Below are 16,790 nucleotides of genomic sequence, written 5' to 3'. Positions count from 1 at the left end.
GTCTGGATGCCGGGTTTGACTGCCCGGATATCAGGATTATGCAGCCTTGTGTCGAGGCAGCTTTGGATTTTCAACAGACCCCCGATTTTCAGGATAGTGGGCCATGAACAAAACACCCGGAACAGCTGAGGCAGGGCCTGCAAAGATGCCAGGCATATCGCCAGAGATGCGTACTGAGCTGGTCAGGGAGCTGCAAAAGCAGCTGTTTGACCAGTTGGGTGCAGGTATAAAAAATACCGCCCAGGAAACCGAAAACGAACTCTTTGATGCCATGGAACAGGCGCGGGATAATGAGTCCCGCTTGGATTACATGGAGAGTATTGCTTCTTTTCGTGAGCGCAGGCAGGAACTGGTCAATGGTTTTCTCGGGAGGCACCTGGACAATTTCAATGCCTATTTTTCCGGGCATGCGGCGCACAAGACTGAACCGGAAGAAGCGTCAGGCGAGCAGCATGGAAAGCCGTCACTGGCGTTGCTGCAAAAAGATGAGCAGGAAGAAAACCTGCTGATCAACACCATGGCCAGTCGCCTGAGCCGGCAGTACAGCCTGGAACTGGTGGTAATGCGGCGGCGTTTGGCCCATCTGGCCGGTGCCGGCTATGACGATGAAATCCTGAGTCCGTTGTGTCCTGACAGTGTTGCCATGACGCTGCAGCATGTGATGAGGGAGATGGCGGTTTCTCCCGGGCTGAAAAGTTTTTTCTATGTCCAGTTTGAGCGCCACGTGATGCAGGGCTTGCAGCAGGTGTATGCAAACCTCGGGGAGTTTTTCCAGACACGCGGCATTTTGCCCGGGCTTTCGGTGGACGATATTGTCGCCGAAATGTCGGCAGCCCAGCGGGCGAAGCAAGAGGCTGCGCAGATGGCGGATGCTCACGCGACAGCCGAGGACGAGCCGCTTGGGGCAGAGGAGCACGGGCAGCAGGGCCGTAAGGGCGGTCATGGCTTGCGTCCGGGAGCTTCCGGTGCCGGTACCGGGCAGCATCAGGCCGAAGGTGCGCAAGCAGGGCAGGGAGCAGGGGATGCCGCTTTGGGCAATACCCCGTTTCAGCAGCAGATTGAACACCAGATCAGCGAGATCAACCAGCTGCTGGGCAGCTATCGCAATACGCTGGGCGTGGTATTGCCCAGTGGCAGCCGCATGCTGGACTCCTTTGCTCCGCCGGGAGCGAGCAAGAACTATAGCCAGCAACAGGTGATGCAGGCGCTGCAAAGCATGCAGCGGCAGCGGGCACAGGAGTCGGTGCGTGACGAGCAGGATACCGATGCGTTCAAGCAGAGCATGTATCAGACCCTGGCGGCTGCAACCGGCAACGCGAAGGACTTCAGGATAGAAGGCAGCCAGTCCAACCTGATCGATCTGGTCGGCATGCTGTTTGATTTCGTCAAGGAAGAAAAGCGCCTGGCTGATGATCACAAGAGCGTGCTAATTCACCTGCAAAACCTGTATTGCCAGGTTGCCCTGCGTGATGCCAGTTTCTTCCACAATACCCGCCACCCGGCACACTTGTTGCTGAATCGCATGGTGCAGGCGGGCAGTCAGTACCAGGGTGAAAGTGAACAGCAGCGCCTGGCCGATACCATCGAGGAAACGGTGAAGCAGGCGCTGGTGGAATACCAGCATGATGACCAGGTGTTCGAGCGCTTGCTCGGCCAGTTTGACCAGCAGGTTGCAGCCTTGCAGCAGCGGGTGGAGAAGCGTGAACGGCGTGCGGTAGACGCAGCCAAGGGGCGCGAAAAGCTGATATTCGCCCGCAAGCATGCGCGTGGCTTTGTTGATGTCTGTATCAAGCGACACCACCCGCCGGAGATCATCCGGGCTTTCCTGCAGGCGGCCTGGACGGATGTGCTGGTGTTCTATTTTTTGCGCACCGGCCCGGCCAGTGCGCAGTGGCAGGACAAGGCAAAGATTGCCGAAGAGCTGGCATGGAGCTGTACCCCGCTGGATGAACAGCAGCGCCAGGAGTTCATGGCACGCAAGGAACTGATCATGTCCGGGGTGCAGCAGGCGCTGGAGCAGCTTGGTTGTTATTCGGATGTCGAAATCCAGCGGCTGATCAAGGATATCCAGATTTGCCAGAAAGCCGTACAGGCGCAGCAGCATGAAGTTGTCGAGAAGCTCAGTAATACACTGGCTTCGAGCATGAGCGAAGCCGATGAGAAGGAACTGCAGGCGGTTGAAAAAATTGATGAGTCGGCGCTGGATGAAAAGGTGCGCGAGCTGGTCAACAAGCTTAAACATGTGCGTTTCGGCACCTGGTTCGAGTTCAGGGAGCCGCCGCACCGGCTCAAGCTGGCATGGTTCAGTCCGACCACCCAGCGTTACATGTTTGTCGACAGTGCCGGGCAGGGTTCTTATATCAAGAACTGGAAGGAGCTGATTGAGCTGTTGCAACTGGGTGAGGCGAAGATTGTCGAGCAGGTTGAGGCGACACCTTTCTTCGAGCGGGCGCTGCATGCCATCCAGCGTACACTCAAGCAGTTTGCCGGCAGTTATATCAGCGAAATTAGGGACAGCAAGCCTGCCCGACCCCTGTCCCAGGTGTAGAATCACCCCGCACGGGGCCTTCCTGGCCTTGACGGATGCTTGCTCTCCGGGTTCTGTGATACCGGAGTACGCAGTATCCGGGGCGGTTCCGTCCCCGCTCCAGCCTGGTGTGATTCAGTCGTCCGTGACCGGTGTTCGCGCCTTCAAATCTTGCCGGAAAGCGGCCTTTTATTTATCGGGCCGCTTGCAATGGGCTGATGTTGACCGCATTGATGCCTTTGGGACCCTGGCGGGTCTCGAAGCGAACCGTCTGGCCTGCCTTCAGCGACTTGTAACCGTCCATCTGGATGGACGAGTAATGGGCAAACAGCTCTTCAGTGCTGTCGTCGGCCACTACAAATCCGTAGCCCTTGCTATTGTTGAACCACTTGACTGTACCCTTGAGCATGGCGAACCCTCAATCAACGAGCCTTGCGTTATAAATAGTAACGGCGGTATGCCGCCGGATCAGGGGCAGTTATATAACGAACAGAGCCACAGTCAAGGCAAACAGGGACCGGACAAGATCTGGATCAATTTTTGCCGGGCAAACAGGTACAATACGCCAACAGGTTCACTTTTTATTACAGATGACCATGACCAACCATATACAGAAACCCCTGTTTGACGAGGAGTCGCAGCATTCGCTGGCTGTGGCACCGGATGAGCCGGAACTGCAGCCGCCACCGATGTTCCGGGTGTTGTTGCTGAACGATGATTACACCCCGATGGATTTCGTGGTGGAGGTGCTGGAGGACTTTTTTGCCATGAGCCGCGAAAAGGCGACCCAGACCATGCTAAGGATTCATACCAGCGGCCAGGCGCTCTGTGGTATCTATACCCGTGACGTGGCCGAAACCAAGGCAATGCAGGTGAGCCAGTATGCACGCGAGTGCGAACATCCCCTGCAATGTGAAGTCAAACGCGACGATTAAGAGCCTGTTGTCCTGTCTCGAGCGAGGTGACCATCATGTTGAATCTGGAACTGGAAGTTACGCTGAACCTTGCCTTCAAGGATGCCAGGGCGCAGCGCCATGAATACATGACGGTGGAGCATCTGCTGCTGGCGCTGCTGGACAACCGTGAGGCGGCGCAGGTGCTGCGCGGCTGTGGTGCCGACATCGAAGCCCTGCGGGCCGAACTGAAGGCTTTCGTTGAGCGCAACACGCCACTGTTTGCCGAGCACCTGCAGGATATGGAAACTCAGACCACGCTGGGCTTTCAGCGGGTATTGCAGCGCGCGGTATTTCACGGGCAAAGCTCGGGCAAGGATGAAGTGGGGGGCGGCAACGTGCTTGCGGCCATCTTCAGCGAAGCCGACAGCCATGCCGTCTATCTGCTGCGCAAATACAGGGTCAGCCGGCTGGATGTGGTCAGCTATCTGGCACGTAGCGGTCATGACAGTGGCGCGGAGCAGGATGCCGGGCAGTCCGGCAGCCTTGCGGTGCCTGATGACGAGCGCAATGACCCATTGCTGGCTTATGCCCAGGACCTGAATGCGCTGGTGCAGCAGGGGCGTATCGATCCGCTGATTGGCCGCGAACACGAGGTTGAACGGCTGGCACAGGTGCTGGCACGCCGGCGCAAGAACAATCCGCTGCTGGTGGGTGATGCCGGAGTAGGTAAAACAGCCATTGCCGAAGGGCTGGCCTGGCGCATCGAGCAGGGACAGGTACCGGAGCTGTTGCTGGATAGTCGCGTCTATGCGCTGGACATGGGTGCCTTGCTGGCCGGCACCAAATACCGTGGCGACTTCGAGAAGCGTTTCAAGGATCTGCTCAATGCGTTGCGCAAGCGCCCGGATGCGATCCTGTTCATCGACGAGATCCACATGATCATTGGCGCCGGTGCGGTCGGTGGCGGCGTGATGGATGCGTCCAATCTGCTCAAGCCGCTGTTGTCCAGCGGCGAGATCCGCTGCATTGGCTCGACCACCTTCCAGGAATATCGCGAAGTTTTTGAGAAGGACCGGGCACTGGCTCGCCGGTTCCAGAAAATTGACGTGGTGGAGCCCAGTGTCGAGGAAACCACGCGGATTTTGCAGGGGTTGAAGTCCCGCTTTGAGGAACATCACGGCATTACCTATACCGATGAGGCATTGCAGGCAGCGGCCGAGTTGTCGGCCCGCTATGTCAGTGATCGATTGCTGCCGGACAAGGCGGTTGACGTGGTCGATGAGGCCGGAGCCTACCAGCGGCTGAAGCCGGCCGACCAGCGTGCCGATTGCATTGATGTCGAGCAGATCGAGCAGGTCATTGCGAAAATCGCCCGGGTACCAAGCCGGCAGGTCAGCCGCTCCGACAAGAGCCAGCTGCGCAATCTGGAGCGCGACTTGCGCCTGACGGTGTTTGGCCAGGATGCCGCCATCGAAGCGCTGGCTTCGGCGATCAAGTTGTCACGGGCCGGCTTGCGCGAGCCGAACAAGCCGGTCGGAGCCTTCCTGTTTGCCGGCCCGACCGGGGTCGGCAAGACCGAGGTGGCCAAGCAGTTGTCGCGCTCGCTCGGCATCGGGCTGGTGCGCTTCGACATGTCGGAATATATGGAGCGTCATACCGTGTCACGCCTGATCGGCGCGCCGCCGGGCTATGTCGGTTTTGACCAGGGCGGGCTGCTTACCGAGGCTGTGACCAAGCAGCCGCATTGCGTGCTGCTGCTGGACGAGATCGAGAAGGCGCATCCCGATGTGTTCAACCTGCTGTTGCAGGTGATGGACAACGGCACCCTGACCGACAACAACGGACGCAAGGCGGACTTTCGTCATGTGATCCTGGTGATGACCACCAACGCCGGCGCGGAGTCGTCGTCGCGGGCTTCGATGGGCTTTGCCGAGCAGGATCACAGCAGTGATGCCATGGAGGTGCTCAAGAAGGGCTTTTCGCCCGAGTTTCGTAACCGGCTGGATGCCATTATCCAGTTTGGCCGCCTGGACGCGCAGGTACTGGCTTCGGTGGTGGACAAGTTTCTGGTCGAGCTGCAGGCGCAGCTGGAAGACAAGCATGTGCAGCTGGACGTCAGCCGTGCTGCGCGCCAGTGGCTGGCAGATAGCGGGTATGATCCGGCCATGGGTGCCCGTCCGATGGCCAGGGTGATCCAGGAGCACATCAAGAAGCCGTTGGCCGATGCCATCCTGTTTGGCGAACTGGCCGGGCAGGGCGGTGTGGCCCACTTTGATCTTGAGGGTGACGGCCTTGTGTTGCATTGTGTGGTGGAATCGGCGCAGCCGTTGTTGCCGAGCCTTTGATGCCTTGTGTGCCGACAGGGTATCGGTGTGTTGGCACTGGCCGCTGTCGGGGAGACAGTCACGCACAATAAAAAACGACCCGCAGCCTGTGCTTGCGGGTCGTTTTTGCAGTCTGGTGGTTGCCGGCGGCAACGGACCTGTTAGCGGGCGCGGTAGGTGATGCGGCCTTTGCTCAGGTCGTAGGGGGTCAGTTCGACACGTACCTTGTCACCGGTCAGGATGCGGATGTAGTTTTTGCGCATCTTGCCGGAGATGTGCGCGGTAACAACGTGCCCGTTTTCCAGTTCAACACGAAACATGGTGTTAGGCAGGGTGTCGACGACAGTACCTTCCATTTCGAAGCTGTCTTCTTTGGACATGCAGTCAGATCCTCAAATGAAATAAGGGCCAGCGGATAACCCGGGGCCTTAAAAAGGCGCATATTATAACTGCATTGTCACGCTAATCGCAAATGGCAAAACCGGTGCCGGGCAAACCGGCTTTGCCTGCCTGTTTATGTCCGCTGCCAGGCCATGCTGCCGGGCTGGTCAAGATATTGCTGCAGATAGCTGGCGAATGTCTTGCGGGGAATGTCCCTGGCACCGAAGCGGGTCAGGTGTTCCGTTGGCATCTGGCAGTCGATCAGGACAAAGCCGGCCTGTTGCAAATCCTTGACCAGGGTGACAAAGCCGGCCTTGGACGCATCGGCCATGCGGGCAAACATGGATTCGCCAAAAAACAGCCGGCCCATGGCGATACCATACAGGCCGCCGACCAGCTGGCCGGCATGCCAAACTTCCACCGAGTGGGCGTGTCCAAGCCGGTGCAGTTCGCAGTAGGCGGCCTGCATGGCCGGTGTGATCCAGGTACCGCTGTCGTTGCTGCGGGGTTGTGCGCAGGCGCTGATGACCTCCGTGAAGGCCCGGTCGTAGCTGATCCGGAAGTGCGCGCGACGAAGGGTCTTCTGCAGGCTGCGCGGTGTGTGCAGCTCTTCCGGAAAGAGTACGGTGCGCGGGTCGGGAGACCACCACATCAGTGGCTGGCCTTCGCTGTACCAGGGGAAGCAGCCATGGCGGTAAGCGGCAATCAGGCGTTCTGCCGACAGGTCGCCGCCCAGTGCCAGCAGGCCGTTGGGGTTGCGCAGGGCACGATCCAGGGACGGAAAGGCGTCGGACTGGCGGTCGATCCAGTGAGTCATGCGGGCATCCGGTAAATGAACATGGCCGGCAGGATAGCGCGAAACAGGCAGTGCCTGCAGCACTGCGGCGCAGGCTGTGCCCGGACGAAGCCGGGTGTCCGGCTTGCCGGAGATTGCCGGACATGAAATAAATCTGCGCAGGACGTACAATAAGCGCCTTTTTGACAAGTTGTTACTGGTATGGAATCAGGTTTGAAACAGACAAGTTTGCCGGGTGCGGCCGATATGCCCAAGTGGCAGCAACAAGTGCGCTTGCGCCTGAAAGAAGGCGTGTTGATCGTGCTGGCTGCCCTGTGCGTGTATTTGTGGATGATTCTGCTCAGTTTTGATGCCGGTGATCCGGGCTTCAGCAGTGCGGTCGGGCAGACAGCGGAAATCACCAATGCCGGCGGACGTGCCGGTGCCTGGCTGGCGGACTTTTTGTTGAGCGTGCTGGGCTACTTTGCCTGGCTGCTGCCTCTGGTGCTCATGCTGAAAGCCGTTTTGCTGTTTCAGCAGCGCTACCAGCCACTGAACTGGCGTGCCAGCCTGTTGCTGGCCCGTCTGATGGGGCTGGTGCTGGTCATCGTAGCCGGTGCCGGGCTGAGTGCCCTGCATTTTGCCGAGCCCGAGGTGCGGCCGGTCAACTTCAACATTCTCGGCGAGCAGCTGGTGCAGCCGCTGCAGCTGTGGCTCAACATGGAAGGCTCGACCCTGCTGCTGCTGGCGGTCTTCATGTTCGGTGTGACCCTGTTCACCAACCTGTCCTGGTTCCGCATGATGGAGCTGCTCGGGCAGGGAACCCTGCGGTTGTCAGCCTGGATCGGTGCCCAGGTACAAAAGCTGTGGGACGGGGCGCAGCAGCGCCAGCATCGTCAGCAGCGCGAGCGCGAGCTGGATGAGCACATGAGCGAAGTGGTGGTGCCGGTTGTTACCGACAAGGTCGAGCAGCAGCGGGTACGCGAACGCGTGATCCAGCGCGAGCGCAATCTGGAACAGCGGGTGCAAACGCGGGCGGCCCGGCAGGAGCCGGTGGTGGCGGCCAGTGCACCACAAAACGAGCCCAGCAAACGGGCCCTGAAAGACAAGCAGGTGCCCTTGTTCGTGGATGATGCGGCACTTGGCAGCCTGCCGCCCCTGAGCCTGCTTGACCGCCCGCAAGCGAAAAAACAAAGCTATTCGGCAGAGTCGCTGCAAAGTATGTCGCGCCTGCTGGAAATCAAGCTCAAGGAGTTTGGTGTCGAGGTGCAGGTGGAATCGGTGCATCCGGGACCGGTAGTGACCCGTTTCGAGATCGAACTGGCGCCGGGGGTCAAAGTCAGCCGTATCACCAATCTGGCCAAGGACCTGGCGCGTTCCATGGCGATGATCAGTGTGCGGGTGGTCGAGGTTATTCCCGGCAAGACCACGGTCGGTATCGAGGTGCCAAACGAGGACCGCCAGATCGTGCGTTTTGCCGAGGTATTGGAAACCGAAGCCTTTGACGAGGCCAAATCGCCGGTTACGCTGGGGCTGGGACATGACATCGGCGGCCTGCCGGTGGTGGCCGACCTGGCCAGAATGCCGCACCTGCTGGTTGCCGGTACCACCGGGTCGGGCAAGTCGGTGGGGGTCAACGCGATGATCCTGTCGATTCTGTTCAAGTCCTCGCCGGAGGATGCGCGACTGATCATGATCGACCCCAAGATGCTTGAACTGTCGGTATACGAAGGTATCCCGCACCTGTTGTGCCCGGTGGTGACCGATATGAAGGAGGCGGCCAACGCCCTGCGCTGGTGCGTGGCGGAGATGGAGCGCCGCTACAAGCTGATGTCCAAGCTGGGAGTGCGCAACCTGGCCGGCTACAACCGCAAGATCAGGGATGCCCAGCTGGCCGGCGAACCCTTGCTGGACCCGCTGTTCATCCGTGAAAACCCCGATGACCAGCCGGACGAGCTGGGCAAGCTGCCGACCATCGTGGTGGTGGTGGACGAGTTTGCCGACATGATGATGATTGTCGGCAAGAAGGTCGAAGAGCTGATCGCCCGGATTGCCCAGAAAGCACGTGCGGCCGGGATCCACCTGATCCTGGCTACGCAGCGTCCGTCCGTGGACGTGATCACCGGTCTGATCAAGGCCAATATCCCGACCCGTATGGCGTTCCAGGTATCGAGCAAGATCGATTCGCGCACCATCCTCGACCAGGGCGGTGCCGAGCAGTTGCTGGGCCATGGCGACATGCTGTATCTGCCGCCGGGCACCAGCCTGCCGATTCGTGTACACGGTGCCTTTGTCGCTGATGATGAAGTACACCGTGTGGTGGATGCCTGGAAAGCGCGCGGCGCGCCGGACTACATCGAGGAAATTCTGGCTGGCGTGGAAGAGGCCGAGTCCGGCTTTGGTGGCAGCGAGGGCGGCGGTGGCGGCAGCGAGGATGATCCGTTGTTTGACGAGGCGGTCCACTTTGTCACCGAAACCCGCCGGGTATCCATTTCCTCGGTGCAGCGCAAACTGAAGGTGGGCTATAACCGTGCTGCCAACATTGTTGATGCCATGGAGGCCGCTGGTGTGATTTCATCGGCCGGTCACAACGGTTCGCGCGAGGTGCTGGCCCCGCCGCCCGTTCGTGACTGATTCGGACGCTTTACCCGGAATTTACCCGCCAGTCATGGCAGCAAGTAGCGGCAACGGGCAGGATATGACCCGGAGATGCCAATCAGTGAGGTTTTTATGTTGATGAATTTAAACAAACCCTTGCGCCGCTGGGCGCTTGGCCTGCTGCTGGCGGCACTGGTCATTCCCGCACAGGCGGATACGGCACAGGACCAGGCCGCAGAAAAACTCGCCGGTCTGCTGGGCGGAGCACAGACCCTGCAGGGACGTTTCTCCCAGCTGACCCTGGATGCCGGTGGCACCCAGCTGCAGGAAAGTGCCGGTTTGATGGAGCTCAAGCGCCCCGGCATGTTCCGCTGGGTGACCGAGCCGCCGCTGGAGCAGGAGCTGGTCTCCGACGGCAAGAAGGTCTGGCTGTATGACCCGGACCTGATGCAGGTGACGGTGCAGGCGATGGACGAGCGCATGACCCACACCCCGGCGCTGCTGCTGTCGGGCGATGTGGCGCAGATTCGTGACAGTTTCGAGATCGAGTACCGGGAAAACGGCTCGGTCAGCGATTTCTTTCTGACACCGACCGCCAAGGACACCCTGTTTGACAGCCTGCGCCTGTCGTTCAAGGACAATCTGATTTATGACATGCAGCTCAGCGATGCGGTGGGCCAGCGCACCAATATCCTGTTCATGAGCATTCGCATGAACGAGCCGCTGGATGACAGCCATTTCGTGTTTGAAATTCCCGACGGCGTGGATGTGATCGAGGAATAATCTTGGATCTGTTTGCCCCCGATGCCCTGACCCAGCCGCTGGCTGCCCGCTTGCGGGCACAGTCACTGGACGAGTATGCCGGCCAGCAGCACATTCTTGCGCCCGGCAAGCCGCTGCGTGAAGCGATCGGGCAGGGGGCGCTGCATTCCATGCTGTTCTGGGGGCCACCTGGCGTGGGCAAGACCACACTGGCCAGGCTGCTGGCACAGGTCAGTGATGCGCACTTCATTACCCTGTCGGCGGTAATGTCCGGGGTGAAGGAAATTCGCCAGGCGGTGGATGAGGCCAAGCTGCAGGCTGCCCAGTATCAGCGCCGCAGCATCCTGTTTGTCGACGAGGTGCATCGCTTCAACAAGAGCCAGCAGGATGCTTTTTTGCCTTACGTGGAAGATGGCACCTTCATCTTCATTGGTGCCACCACGGAAAACCCGTCGTTCGAGCTGAACAATGCCCTGTTGTCGCGGGCACGGGTGTACGTACTGAAAAGCCTGGACGACGAGGCGCTGACGTTTTTGCTCAACCGCGCCCTGCAGGAAGAGCGCGGGCTGGGCACACGCAACCTGTCCCTGAGCGATGAGGCCCGTACCTTGTTGCTGCAGGCCGCCGACGGTGATGGCCGCCGCCTGCTCAACCTGCTGGAAAACGCCGCCGATCTGGTCGAGGACGGCCAGCAGATTGACGAGCAGCTGCTGGTCGAGGTGTTGGGTGATACACCCCGGCGTTTCGACAAGGGTGGCGAAGCCTTTTATGACCAGATTTCCGCGCTGCACAAGTCGGTACGCGGCTCCAGCCCCGATGGTGCGCTGTACTGGTATGCGCGCATGCTCGATGGCGGCTGTGACCCCCTGTATATCGCCCGCCGTGTGGTGCGCATGGCCAGCGAGGATATCGGCAATGCTGACCCGCGTGCACTGGCGATCTGTCTGGATGCCTGGCAGGTGATGGAGCGCCTGGGCAGCCCCGAGGGCGAACTGGCCATTGCCCAGGCGATTGTCTATCTGGCCTGCGCTGCCAAGAGCAATGCGGTGTACGCGGGCTACAACGCGGCCCGGCGTGATGCCCGCGAGCTGGGTTCGCTGGAAGTACCGCTGCACCTGCGTAATGCACCGACCAGCCTGATGAAAGAGCTGGGCTACGGCGAGGAGTACCGTTACGCCCACGACGAACCCAATGCCTATGCGGCAGGCGAGGATTACTTTCCCGAAGCGATCGAGCCGCGCAATTATTACCAGCCGGTACCCCGGGGCCTGGAAATAAAGATAGGCGAAAAACTGGCACACCTGAAACAGCAGGACGCGCAGAGCCCGCGTCAGCGCCGGAGCAAGGCGTGAACGCAATTATCGTGGTGGCTCTGGGTGGTGCGCTGGGCAGCGTGTTGCGCTACCTGTGCGGGTTGCTGGTCCAGCAGCCCTGGGCGACGCTGACGGTCAACCTGCTGGGCAGTTTCCTGATTGGTGTCTGTGCCTTGTATTTTGCCAGCGGCGAGAATCCGCTGCTGCGTTTGCTGCTGGTCACTGGCATACTAGGCGGCTTTACCACCTTCTCGGCCTTTTCACTGGACAGCCTGCAGATGCTGCAGCTGGGTGAATGGGGCCGGGCATCGTTGTATTTTTTTGGCAATATTGTTGGTGGTGTGCTGGCCTGCTGGATGGGTTTTTTGCTGGCGGGGTTGATTAGATAATTTTTTGGGGCTTGCCGGGTGGGCGTTTTGTGTTTGCTGCAGCGGGGCACAGGCTCCGCAGGGTCGCTGCAAGTACGTCCATGTAAGCTCTACGGCGGCATCCATGCCGCCGAAGCCCTGCGGAACCTGTACCCCGCTGCCGCTGCCGCTGCCGCTGCTCAGCTCCGTGCCGGCTGCAAGCCCCATGCCTTTGCCGTAATTTTTACAGCCTTGCTGGCCTGGCCTTGCGGAAGTAACAAATGCCGGTTGTGATCTTGCGTGGACACAGCCGGTATACAAACAAAGTAAAAAAGAAAAGAGAATTTTATGCTGGATTCAAAACTGGTTCGTACCCAACCCCAAGAGATCGCCCAACAGCTGGCTGCCCGTGGCTTCGAGCTGGATGTGGCTGCGCTGGAGCAGCTGGAAGCCCAGCGCAAGGAAGTGCAAATGCGCACCGAGCAGCTGCAGTCCGAGCGTAACAGCAGCGCAAAATCGATTGGCCAGGCCAAGGCCCGTGGCGAGGATATTGCCCCGCTGCTGGTAGCGGTGGACAAGATGGGTAGCGAACTGGATGCGGCCAAGCAGCAGCTGGCCGATATTCAGGGTCAGCTGGATGCCATTCTGCTGGGTGTGCCCAACATCCCGCACGCATCCGTACCGGCCGGTGCCGATGAAGACCAGAACGTTGAAGTGCGCCGCTGGGGCGAGCCGGCCAGGTTTGATTTTGCAGTGAAGGATCACGTTGAGCTGGGTGAAAACCTCGGCGGACTGGATTTTGCCAACGCCGCCAAACTGTCCGGCGCACGCTTTGCCGTGATGCGCAATGGTATTGCCCGTCTGCACCGGGCGCTGGCGCAGTTCATGCTCAACACCCATACCGGCGAGCACGGCTATCAGGAGCACTACACCCCTTATCTGGTACAGGCGTCGGCCCTGCAGGGCACCGGGCAGCTACCCAAGTTCGAGGAAGACCTGTTCCGCCTCGACCGTGAGGGGCAGGCTCCGCTGTATCTGATTCCTACCGCAGAAGTATCCCTGACCAACCTGGTTGCCGGTGAAATCCTGGCTGCCGAGGACCTGCCGATCAAAATGGTTGCGCACAGCCCCTGCTTCCGCAGCGAGGCGGGTGCTTCCGGCCGTGATACCCGGGGCATGATCCGTCAGCACCAGTTCGACAAAGTGGAGTTGGTCCAGATTGTTCATCCGGAAAAATCCTTCGAGGCACTGGAAGAGCTGACCGGTCATGCCGAGAAGATCCTGCAGGCGCTGAATCTGCCTTACCGCATGATGGCGCTGTGTACCGGCGACATGGGCTTTTCCGCCAGCAAGACCTATGACCTTGAGGTCTGGGTGCCGAGCCAGGACAAGTACCGCGAGATTTCCTCCTGCTCCAACTGCACCGACTTCCAGGCCCGCCGCATGCAGGCGCGCTACCGCAATCCGGAAACCGGCAAACCGGAGCTGGTCCACACTCTCAATGGTTCCGGCCTGGCAGTAGGCCGCACACTGGTGGCCGTGATCGAGAACTACCAACAGGCCGACGGCAGCATTCGTGTGCCGGAAGTACTGATTCCTTACATGGGCGGGCTGACGACTATCGGGTGTTAATGAACATTTAATATATTCATATCCGGTTTGGTTCTTGATTTGGCGCATGAGCCTTCAGACGTTTTGTTAGTAGAGTCGCAACCAGAGTCTTTTGATTAGGCGATAAAAGCCATTAAGGAGTACCAATGGATTACTTGCCGTTATTTCACCGTTTGCAGGAGCAGTCCGTGCTGCTGGTCGGTGGAGGTGAGGTTGCGCTGCGCAAGGCAAGGCTGCTGGCCCAGGCCGGTGCCCGTGTCAATGTGGTTACGCTTGAGCTGCATCCGCAGCTTGGCCAGCTGCTGGAAGAGACCGGTGGCAGCTGTCAGCTGCGTGGCTGGCAGCCGGGCGATTGCAAGGGGCATGTGCTGGTGGTGGCGGCGACAGAAGACCATCAGCTCAATACCGCCATTGCCGCCGAGGCAAAAGCCCTGGGCTTGCCGGTCAACGTGGTGGATACCCCGGAACTGTGCAGCGTGATTTTTCCGGCCATTGTCGACCGTTCACCGCTGATGGTGGCAGTCTCCAGTGGTGGTCGTGCCCCGGTGCTGGCGCGACTGGTACGGGCAAAAATCGAAACCGTGTTGCCTGCCGGCTATGGCAAGTTGGCAGGTCTTGGCCAGAAATACCGCGAAGCGGTCAAGCAGCGCTTTGCTGACCTGCAGCAGCGCCGTGTGTTCTGGGAAGAGACCTTCCAGGGGCCGGTTGCCGAACAGGTGTTTGCCGGCAACCTGGCGCAGGCCGAGCAGATGGTGCAGGACAAACTGCAGGGTAAACCGGCAGCCGTGGAAGGCGAGGTTTATCTGGTTGGAGCGGGGCCGGGTGATCCCGACTTGCTGACCTTCAAGGCCCTGCGTCTGATGCAGCAGGCGGATGTGGTATTGTATGACCGCCTGGTGGCACCGGAAATTGTCGAGATGTGCCGGCGCGATGCCGATCGTATCTATGTGGGCAAGGCGGCATCCAACCACAGCCTGCCGCAGGACAAGATCAACCAGAAGCTGGTCGAACTGGCCAGGGAAGGCAAGCGGGTATTGCGCCTGAAGGGCGGTGATCCGTTCATTTTCGGACGTGGCGGCGAGGAAATCGAAGAGCTGGCCCAGCACGGTGTGCCTTTCCAGGTGGTGCCGGGCATCACCTCGGCATCCGGTTGTTCCTGCTACTCGGGTATCCCGCTGACGCACCGCGATTATGCGCAGTCGGTACGTTTTGTCACCGGACATCCGAAAGATGGCAACCTCAACCTGCCCTGGAGCGAGCTGGTCTCAACCACCCAGACCGTGGTTTTCTACATGGGGCTGGGCACCTTGCCGGACATTGCCAGGCAGCTGATGGCCAATGGCCGGGCGCCTGCTACACCGGTTGCGGTGATCGAGCGTGGCACCACGACGCAGCAGCGGGTAATTTTGGGTACCCTGAGTGACATTCATCAGCGTATAGTAGAGGAAAAGGTTGAAAGCCCCAGTTTGATCATTGTCGGCGAGGTCGTAGCCCTGAAGGAGCGCCTGGCATGGTTCGGGGATGAAAATCGCTAGCAGACCGCCTGGTTGGCGGCTGTCGGCCGCCTGTGTTTTTACGACCGCCCTTAAAGGGCGGTCTTTGATTTTGCCTGACGAGGAGTAACCGGATGTCTACGCAGCAACCCCGTGTGGAACGGGCCGACTTTGACCGGGTCATGGTGCCCAATTATGCGCCAGCCAGCTTTGTGCCCGTGCGCGGGCTGGGGTCCCGCGTTTGGGACCAGGCTGGCCGCGAGCTGGTTGATCTGGCCGGCGGGATTGCTGTCAACGGCCTGGGACATTGCCATCCGGCGCTGGTTGCGGCATTGACGGAGCAAGCTGGCAAACTCTGGCACATGTCCAATGTGTTCACCAACGAACCGGCCTTGCGGCTGGCCGGCAAACTGGTTGATGCCACCTTTGCCGAACGGGTGTTTTTTGCCAACTCGGGTGCCGAGGCCAACGAAGCGGCGCTGAAACTGGCGCGGAAAGTGGCCCGTGACCGCTTTGGTGACGACAAATACGAAATCATTTCCACGATCAACAGCTTCCACGGACGCACGGTATTTACCGTCAACGTGGCCGGGCAGCCAAAATATTCCGAGGACTTTGGTCCGCGTCCGGAGGGCATCACCCATGTGCCCTACAACGACATCGCGGCGATGGAAGCGGCCATCAGTGACAAGACCTGTGCCGTGATTCTGGAACTCATCCAGGGCGAGAGCGGAGTGCTCCCGGCTGACCCGGCATGGGTGCAGCGTGTGCGCGAACTATGTGACAAGCACGATGCCCTGCTGATTTTTGACGAGGTGCAAACCGGTGTCGGCCGTACCGGCAAATTGTTTGCGTACGAGCATTATGGTGTCATTCCGGATGTACTGACCGCCGCCAAGAGCCTGGGCGGCGGGTTTCCCGTTTCCGCCATGCTGACCCATGAACGCTGGGCCGGCCACCTGACGGCAGGCACACATGGCACCACCTTTGGTGGCAACCCCCTGGCTTGTGCCGTAGGCGAGGCGGTGCTGGACATCATCAATACTCCGCAGACGCTGGCCGGCGTGACCGAACGCGAGGCGTTGCTGCGCCGGAAACTTCAGGAGCTGGCCGACCAGTACGGCATTTTCAGCGAGGTGCGTGGCCAGGGGCTGCTGCTTGGCGCGGTTCTGGCCGAGCCATGGCAGGGCCGTGCCGCCGAGTTTCTGGCTGCTGCAGAGGCGGCCGGCGTGCTGGTGCTGATGGCCGGGCCGAACGTCATACGTTTTGCCCCGAGCCTGATTGTTGAACCCGAAGATATCAATGAGGGCCTGCAACGCTTTGCCGTTGCGGTCCAGCGGCTGTGCGAAGGCTGAGCCGCCAAACCAGGAAGCGATGATGAAATTACAAACCTTGAGCCTGTTGCTGGAAAATGAAGCAGGCGAACAACAGCTGCAGGAATGTGCCCGGGTTGCAGTGATCTGGCAAGACAAGGAACTCTGGCTGCAGCCGGTCGGCAACCAGCTGATGCTGGGTGTTGATGTCGAGGAAGGCGACACCGAATACGCCAACCTGCTGCTGCGTCCCATGGCCACCAATCTGGTCAGTGTCGAGCTGGAAATGGAAGCGGCAGACCCCGATGAAATGGCGGACGGGCATGTTCACGGGCCGGATTGCCAGCACTGACATGCAGCCGCCGGATCCGTACGGCCCAGGCAGTGATTGCTGAAGGCCTGGTCATGCCTGCGAGCCGGTACCAAAAAATTGTCAGGATTCGTACGGAA

Annotated in this window: 14 protein-coding genes; 11 read left to right on the top strand and 3 right to left on the bottom strand. The window is 59.9% G+C overall.

What is annotated here, in order from left to right:
• Positions 1-166: 166 nt before the first annotated feature.
• Positions 167-2,548, top strand: a complete 2,382-nt coding sequence (locus AR306_RS09610; RefSeq protein ID WP_166627828.1) for a DUF1631 family protein — start codon at positions 167-169, stop codon at positions 2,546-2,548.
• A gap of 172 nt (positions 2,549-2,720) precedes the next feature.
• On the opposite strand, the gene AR306_RS09605 is transcribed toward AR306_RS09610, so the two are convergent.
• Positions 2,721-2,936 carry a cold shock domain-containing protein gene (locus AR306_RS09605; RefSeq protein ID WP_101497364.1) on the bottom strand — a complete coding sequence of 72 codons (216 nt, stop codon included), beginning with the start codon at positions 2,934-2,936 and terminating at the stop codon, positions 2,721-2,723.
• A gap of 187 nt (positions 2,937-3,123) precedes the next feature.
• Here AR306_RS09605 and clpS point away from each other — a divergent pair, with 187 nt between their 5' ends.
• Both clpS and clpA read left to right on the top strand, forming a co-directional pair.
• Complete coding sequence (gene clpS, locus AR306_RS09600) at positions 3,124-3,462, top strand: ATP-dependent Clp protease adapter ClpS (protein WP_407071203.1); 339 nt, start codon at positions 3,124-3,126, stop codon at positions 3,460-3,462.
• 35 nt (positions 3,463-3,497) lie between these two features.
• Complete coding sequence (gene clpA / locus AR306_RS09595) at positions 3,498-5,768, top strand: ATP-dependent Clp protease ATP-binding subunit ClpA (RefSeq protein ID WP_101497362.1); 2,271 nt, start codon at positions 3,498-3,500, stop codon at positions 5,766-5,768.
• 140 nt (positions 5,769-5,908) lie between these two features.
• On the opposite strand, the gene infA is transcribed toward clpA, so the two are convergent.
• Positions 5,909-6,127: a translation initiation factor IF-1 gene (infA, locus tag AR306_RS09590; protein WP_002553999.1), complete on the bottom strand. Its 219-nt coding sequence runs from the start codon at positions 6,125-6,127 to the stop codon at positions 5,909-5,911.
• A gap of 134 nt (positions 6,128-6,261) precedes the next feature.
• Positions 6,262-6,945 carry a leucyl/phenylalanyl-tRNA--protein transferase gene (gene aat, locus AR306_RS09585; protein WP_101497985.1) on the bottom strand — a complete coding sequence of 228 codons (684 nt, stop codon included), beginning with the start codon at positions 6,943-6,945 and terminating at the stop codon, positions 6,262-6,264.
• 192 nt (positions 6,946-7,137) lie between these two features.
• Here aat and AR306_RS09580 point away from each other — a divergent pair, with 192 nt between their 5' ends.
• The 8 genes from AR306_RS09580 (at position 7,138) to AR306_RS09545 (ending at position 16,692) form a co-directional block, all read left to right on the top strand.
• Positions 7,138-9,537: a DNA translocase FtsK gene (locus AR306_RS09580; protein WP_407071202.1), complete on the top strand. Its 2,400-nt coding sequence runs from the start codon at positions 7,138-7,140 to the stop codon at positions 9,535-9,537.
• A 102-nt stretch (positions 9,538-9,639) separates the two neighbouring features.
• Complete coding sequence (gene lolA / locus AR306_RS09575) at positions 9,640-10,284, top strand: outer membrane lipoprotein chaperone LolA (protein ID WP_101497983.1); 645 nt, start codon at positions 9,640-9,642, stop codon at positions 10,282-10,284.
• A gap of 2 nt (positions 10,285-10,286) precedes the next feature.
• The gene (locus AR306_RS09570; RefSeq protein WP_101497361.1) at positions 10,287-11,615 is read left to right on the top strand and encodes a replication-associated recombination protein A; all 1,329 of its coding nucleotides are present in this window, start codon (positions 10,287-10,289) and stop codon (positions 11,613-11,615) included.
• Positions 11,612-11,965: a fluoride efflux transporter CrcB gene (crcB, locus tag AR306_RS09565; protein ID WP_101497360.1), complete on the top strand. Its 354-nt coding sequence runs from the start codon at positions 11,612-11,614 to the stop codon at positions 11,963-11,965. Before AR306_RS09570 ends, crcB begins: the two co-directional genes overlap by 4 nt.
• Before the next feature lie 306 nt (positions 11,966-12,271).
• The gene (gene serS, locus AR306_RS09560) at positions 12,272-13,555 is read left to right on the top strand and encodes a serine--tRNA ligase (RefSeq protein WP_101497359.1); all 1,284 of its coding nucleotides are present in this window, start codon (positions 12,272-12,274) and stop codon (positions 13,553-13,555) included.
• 125 nt (positions 13,556-13,680) lie between these two features.
• Positions 13,681-15,069, top strand: coding sequence for a siroheme synthase CysG (gene cysG / locus AR306_RS09555; protein ID WP_101497358.1), 1,389 nt, complete (start codon positions 13,681-13,683; stop codon positions 15,067-15,069).
• 92 nt (positions 15,070-15,161) lie between these two features.
• Positions 15,162-16,382 (top strand): aspartate aminotransferase family protein, encoded by a 1,221-nt coding sequence (locus AR306_RS09550; protein WP_101497357.1) that lies wholly within the window; start codon positions 15,162-15,164, stop codon positions 16,380-16,382.
• Between the two features lie 22 nt (positions 16,383-16,404).
• On the top strand, positions 16,405-16,692 hold the full coding sequence (locus tag AR306_RS09545) for a topoisomerase II (protein ID WP_101497356.1): 288 nt from the start codon (positions 16,405-16,407) through the stop codon (positions 16,690-16,692).
• Positions 16,693-16,790 lie beyond the last annotated feature (98 nt).

Origin of the sequence: Thiopseudomonas denitrificans (genome assembly GCF_002866065.1) — a bacterium.
In the GTDB taxonomy this organism is placed as follows: domain Bacteria; phylum Pseudomonadota; class Gammaproteobacteria; order Pseudomonadales; family Pseudomonadaceae; genus Thiopseudomonas; species Thiopseudomonas denitrificans.
The sequence above is the reverse complement of the archived record's forward strand: the minus strand, read 5'-3'. Positions and strand labels throughout refer to the sequence as shown.

Bases quoted from the DNA above. Each gene is read 5' to 3' on its own strand.
- AR306_RS09610 (WP_166627828.1), top strand. From the start codon at position 167: ATGCGTACTGAGCTGGTCAGGGAGCTGCAAAAGCAGCTGTTTGACCAG.
- AR306_RS09605 (WP_101497364.1), bottom strand. From the start codon at position 2,936: ATGCTCAAGGGTACAGTCAAGTGGTTCAACAATAGCAAGGGCTACGGA.
- clpS (WP_407071203.1), top strand. From the start codon at position 3,124: ATGACCAACCATATACAGAAACCCCTGTTTGACGAGGAGTCGCAGCAT.
- clpA (WP_101497362.1), top strand. From the start codon at position 3,498: ATGTTGAATCTGGAACTGGAAGTTACGCTGAACCTTGCCTTCAAGGAT.
- infA (WP_002553999.1), bottom strand. From the start codon at position 6,127: ATGTCCAAAGAAGACAGCTTCGAAATGGAAGGTACTGTCGTCGACACC.
- aat (WP_101497985.1), bottom strand. From the start codon at position 6,945: ATGACTCACTGGATCGACCGCCAGTCCGACGCCTTTCCGTCCCTGGAT.
- lolA (WP_101497983.1), top strand. From the start codon at position 9,640: ATGAATTTAAACAAACCCTTGCGCCGCTGGGCGCTTGGCCTGCTGCTG.
- serS (WP_101497359.1), top strand. From the start codon at position 12,272: ATGCTGGATTCAAAACTGGTTCGTACCCAACCCCAAGAGATCGCCCAA.
- cysG (WP_101497358.1), top strand. From the start codon at position 13,681: ATGGATTACTTGCCGTTATTTCACCGTTTGCAGGAGCAGTCCGTGCTG.
- AR306_RS09550 (WP_101497357.1), top strand. From the start codon at position 15,162: ATGTCTACGCAGCAACCCCGTGTGGAACGGGCCGACTTTGACCGGGTC.
- AR306_RS09545 (WP_101497356.1), top strand. From the start codon at position 16,405: ATGAAATTACAAACCTTGAGCCTGTTGCTGGAAAATGAAGCAGGCGAA.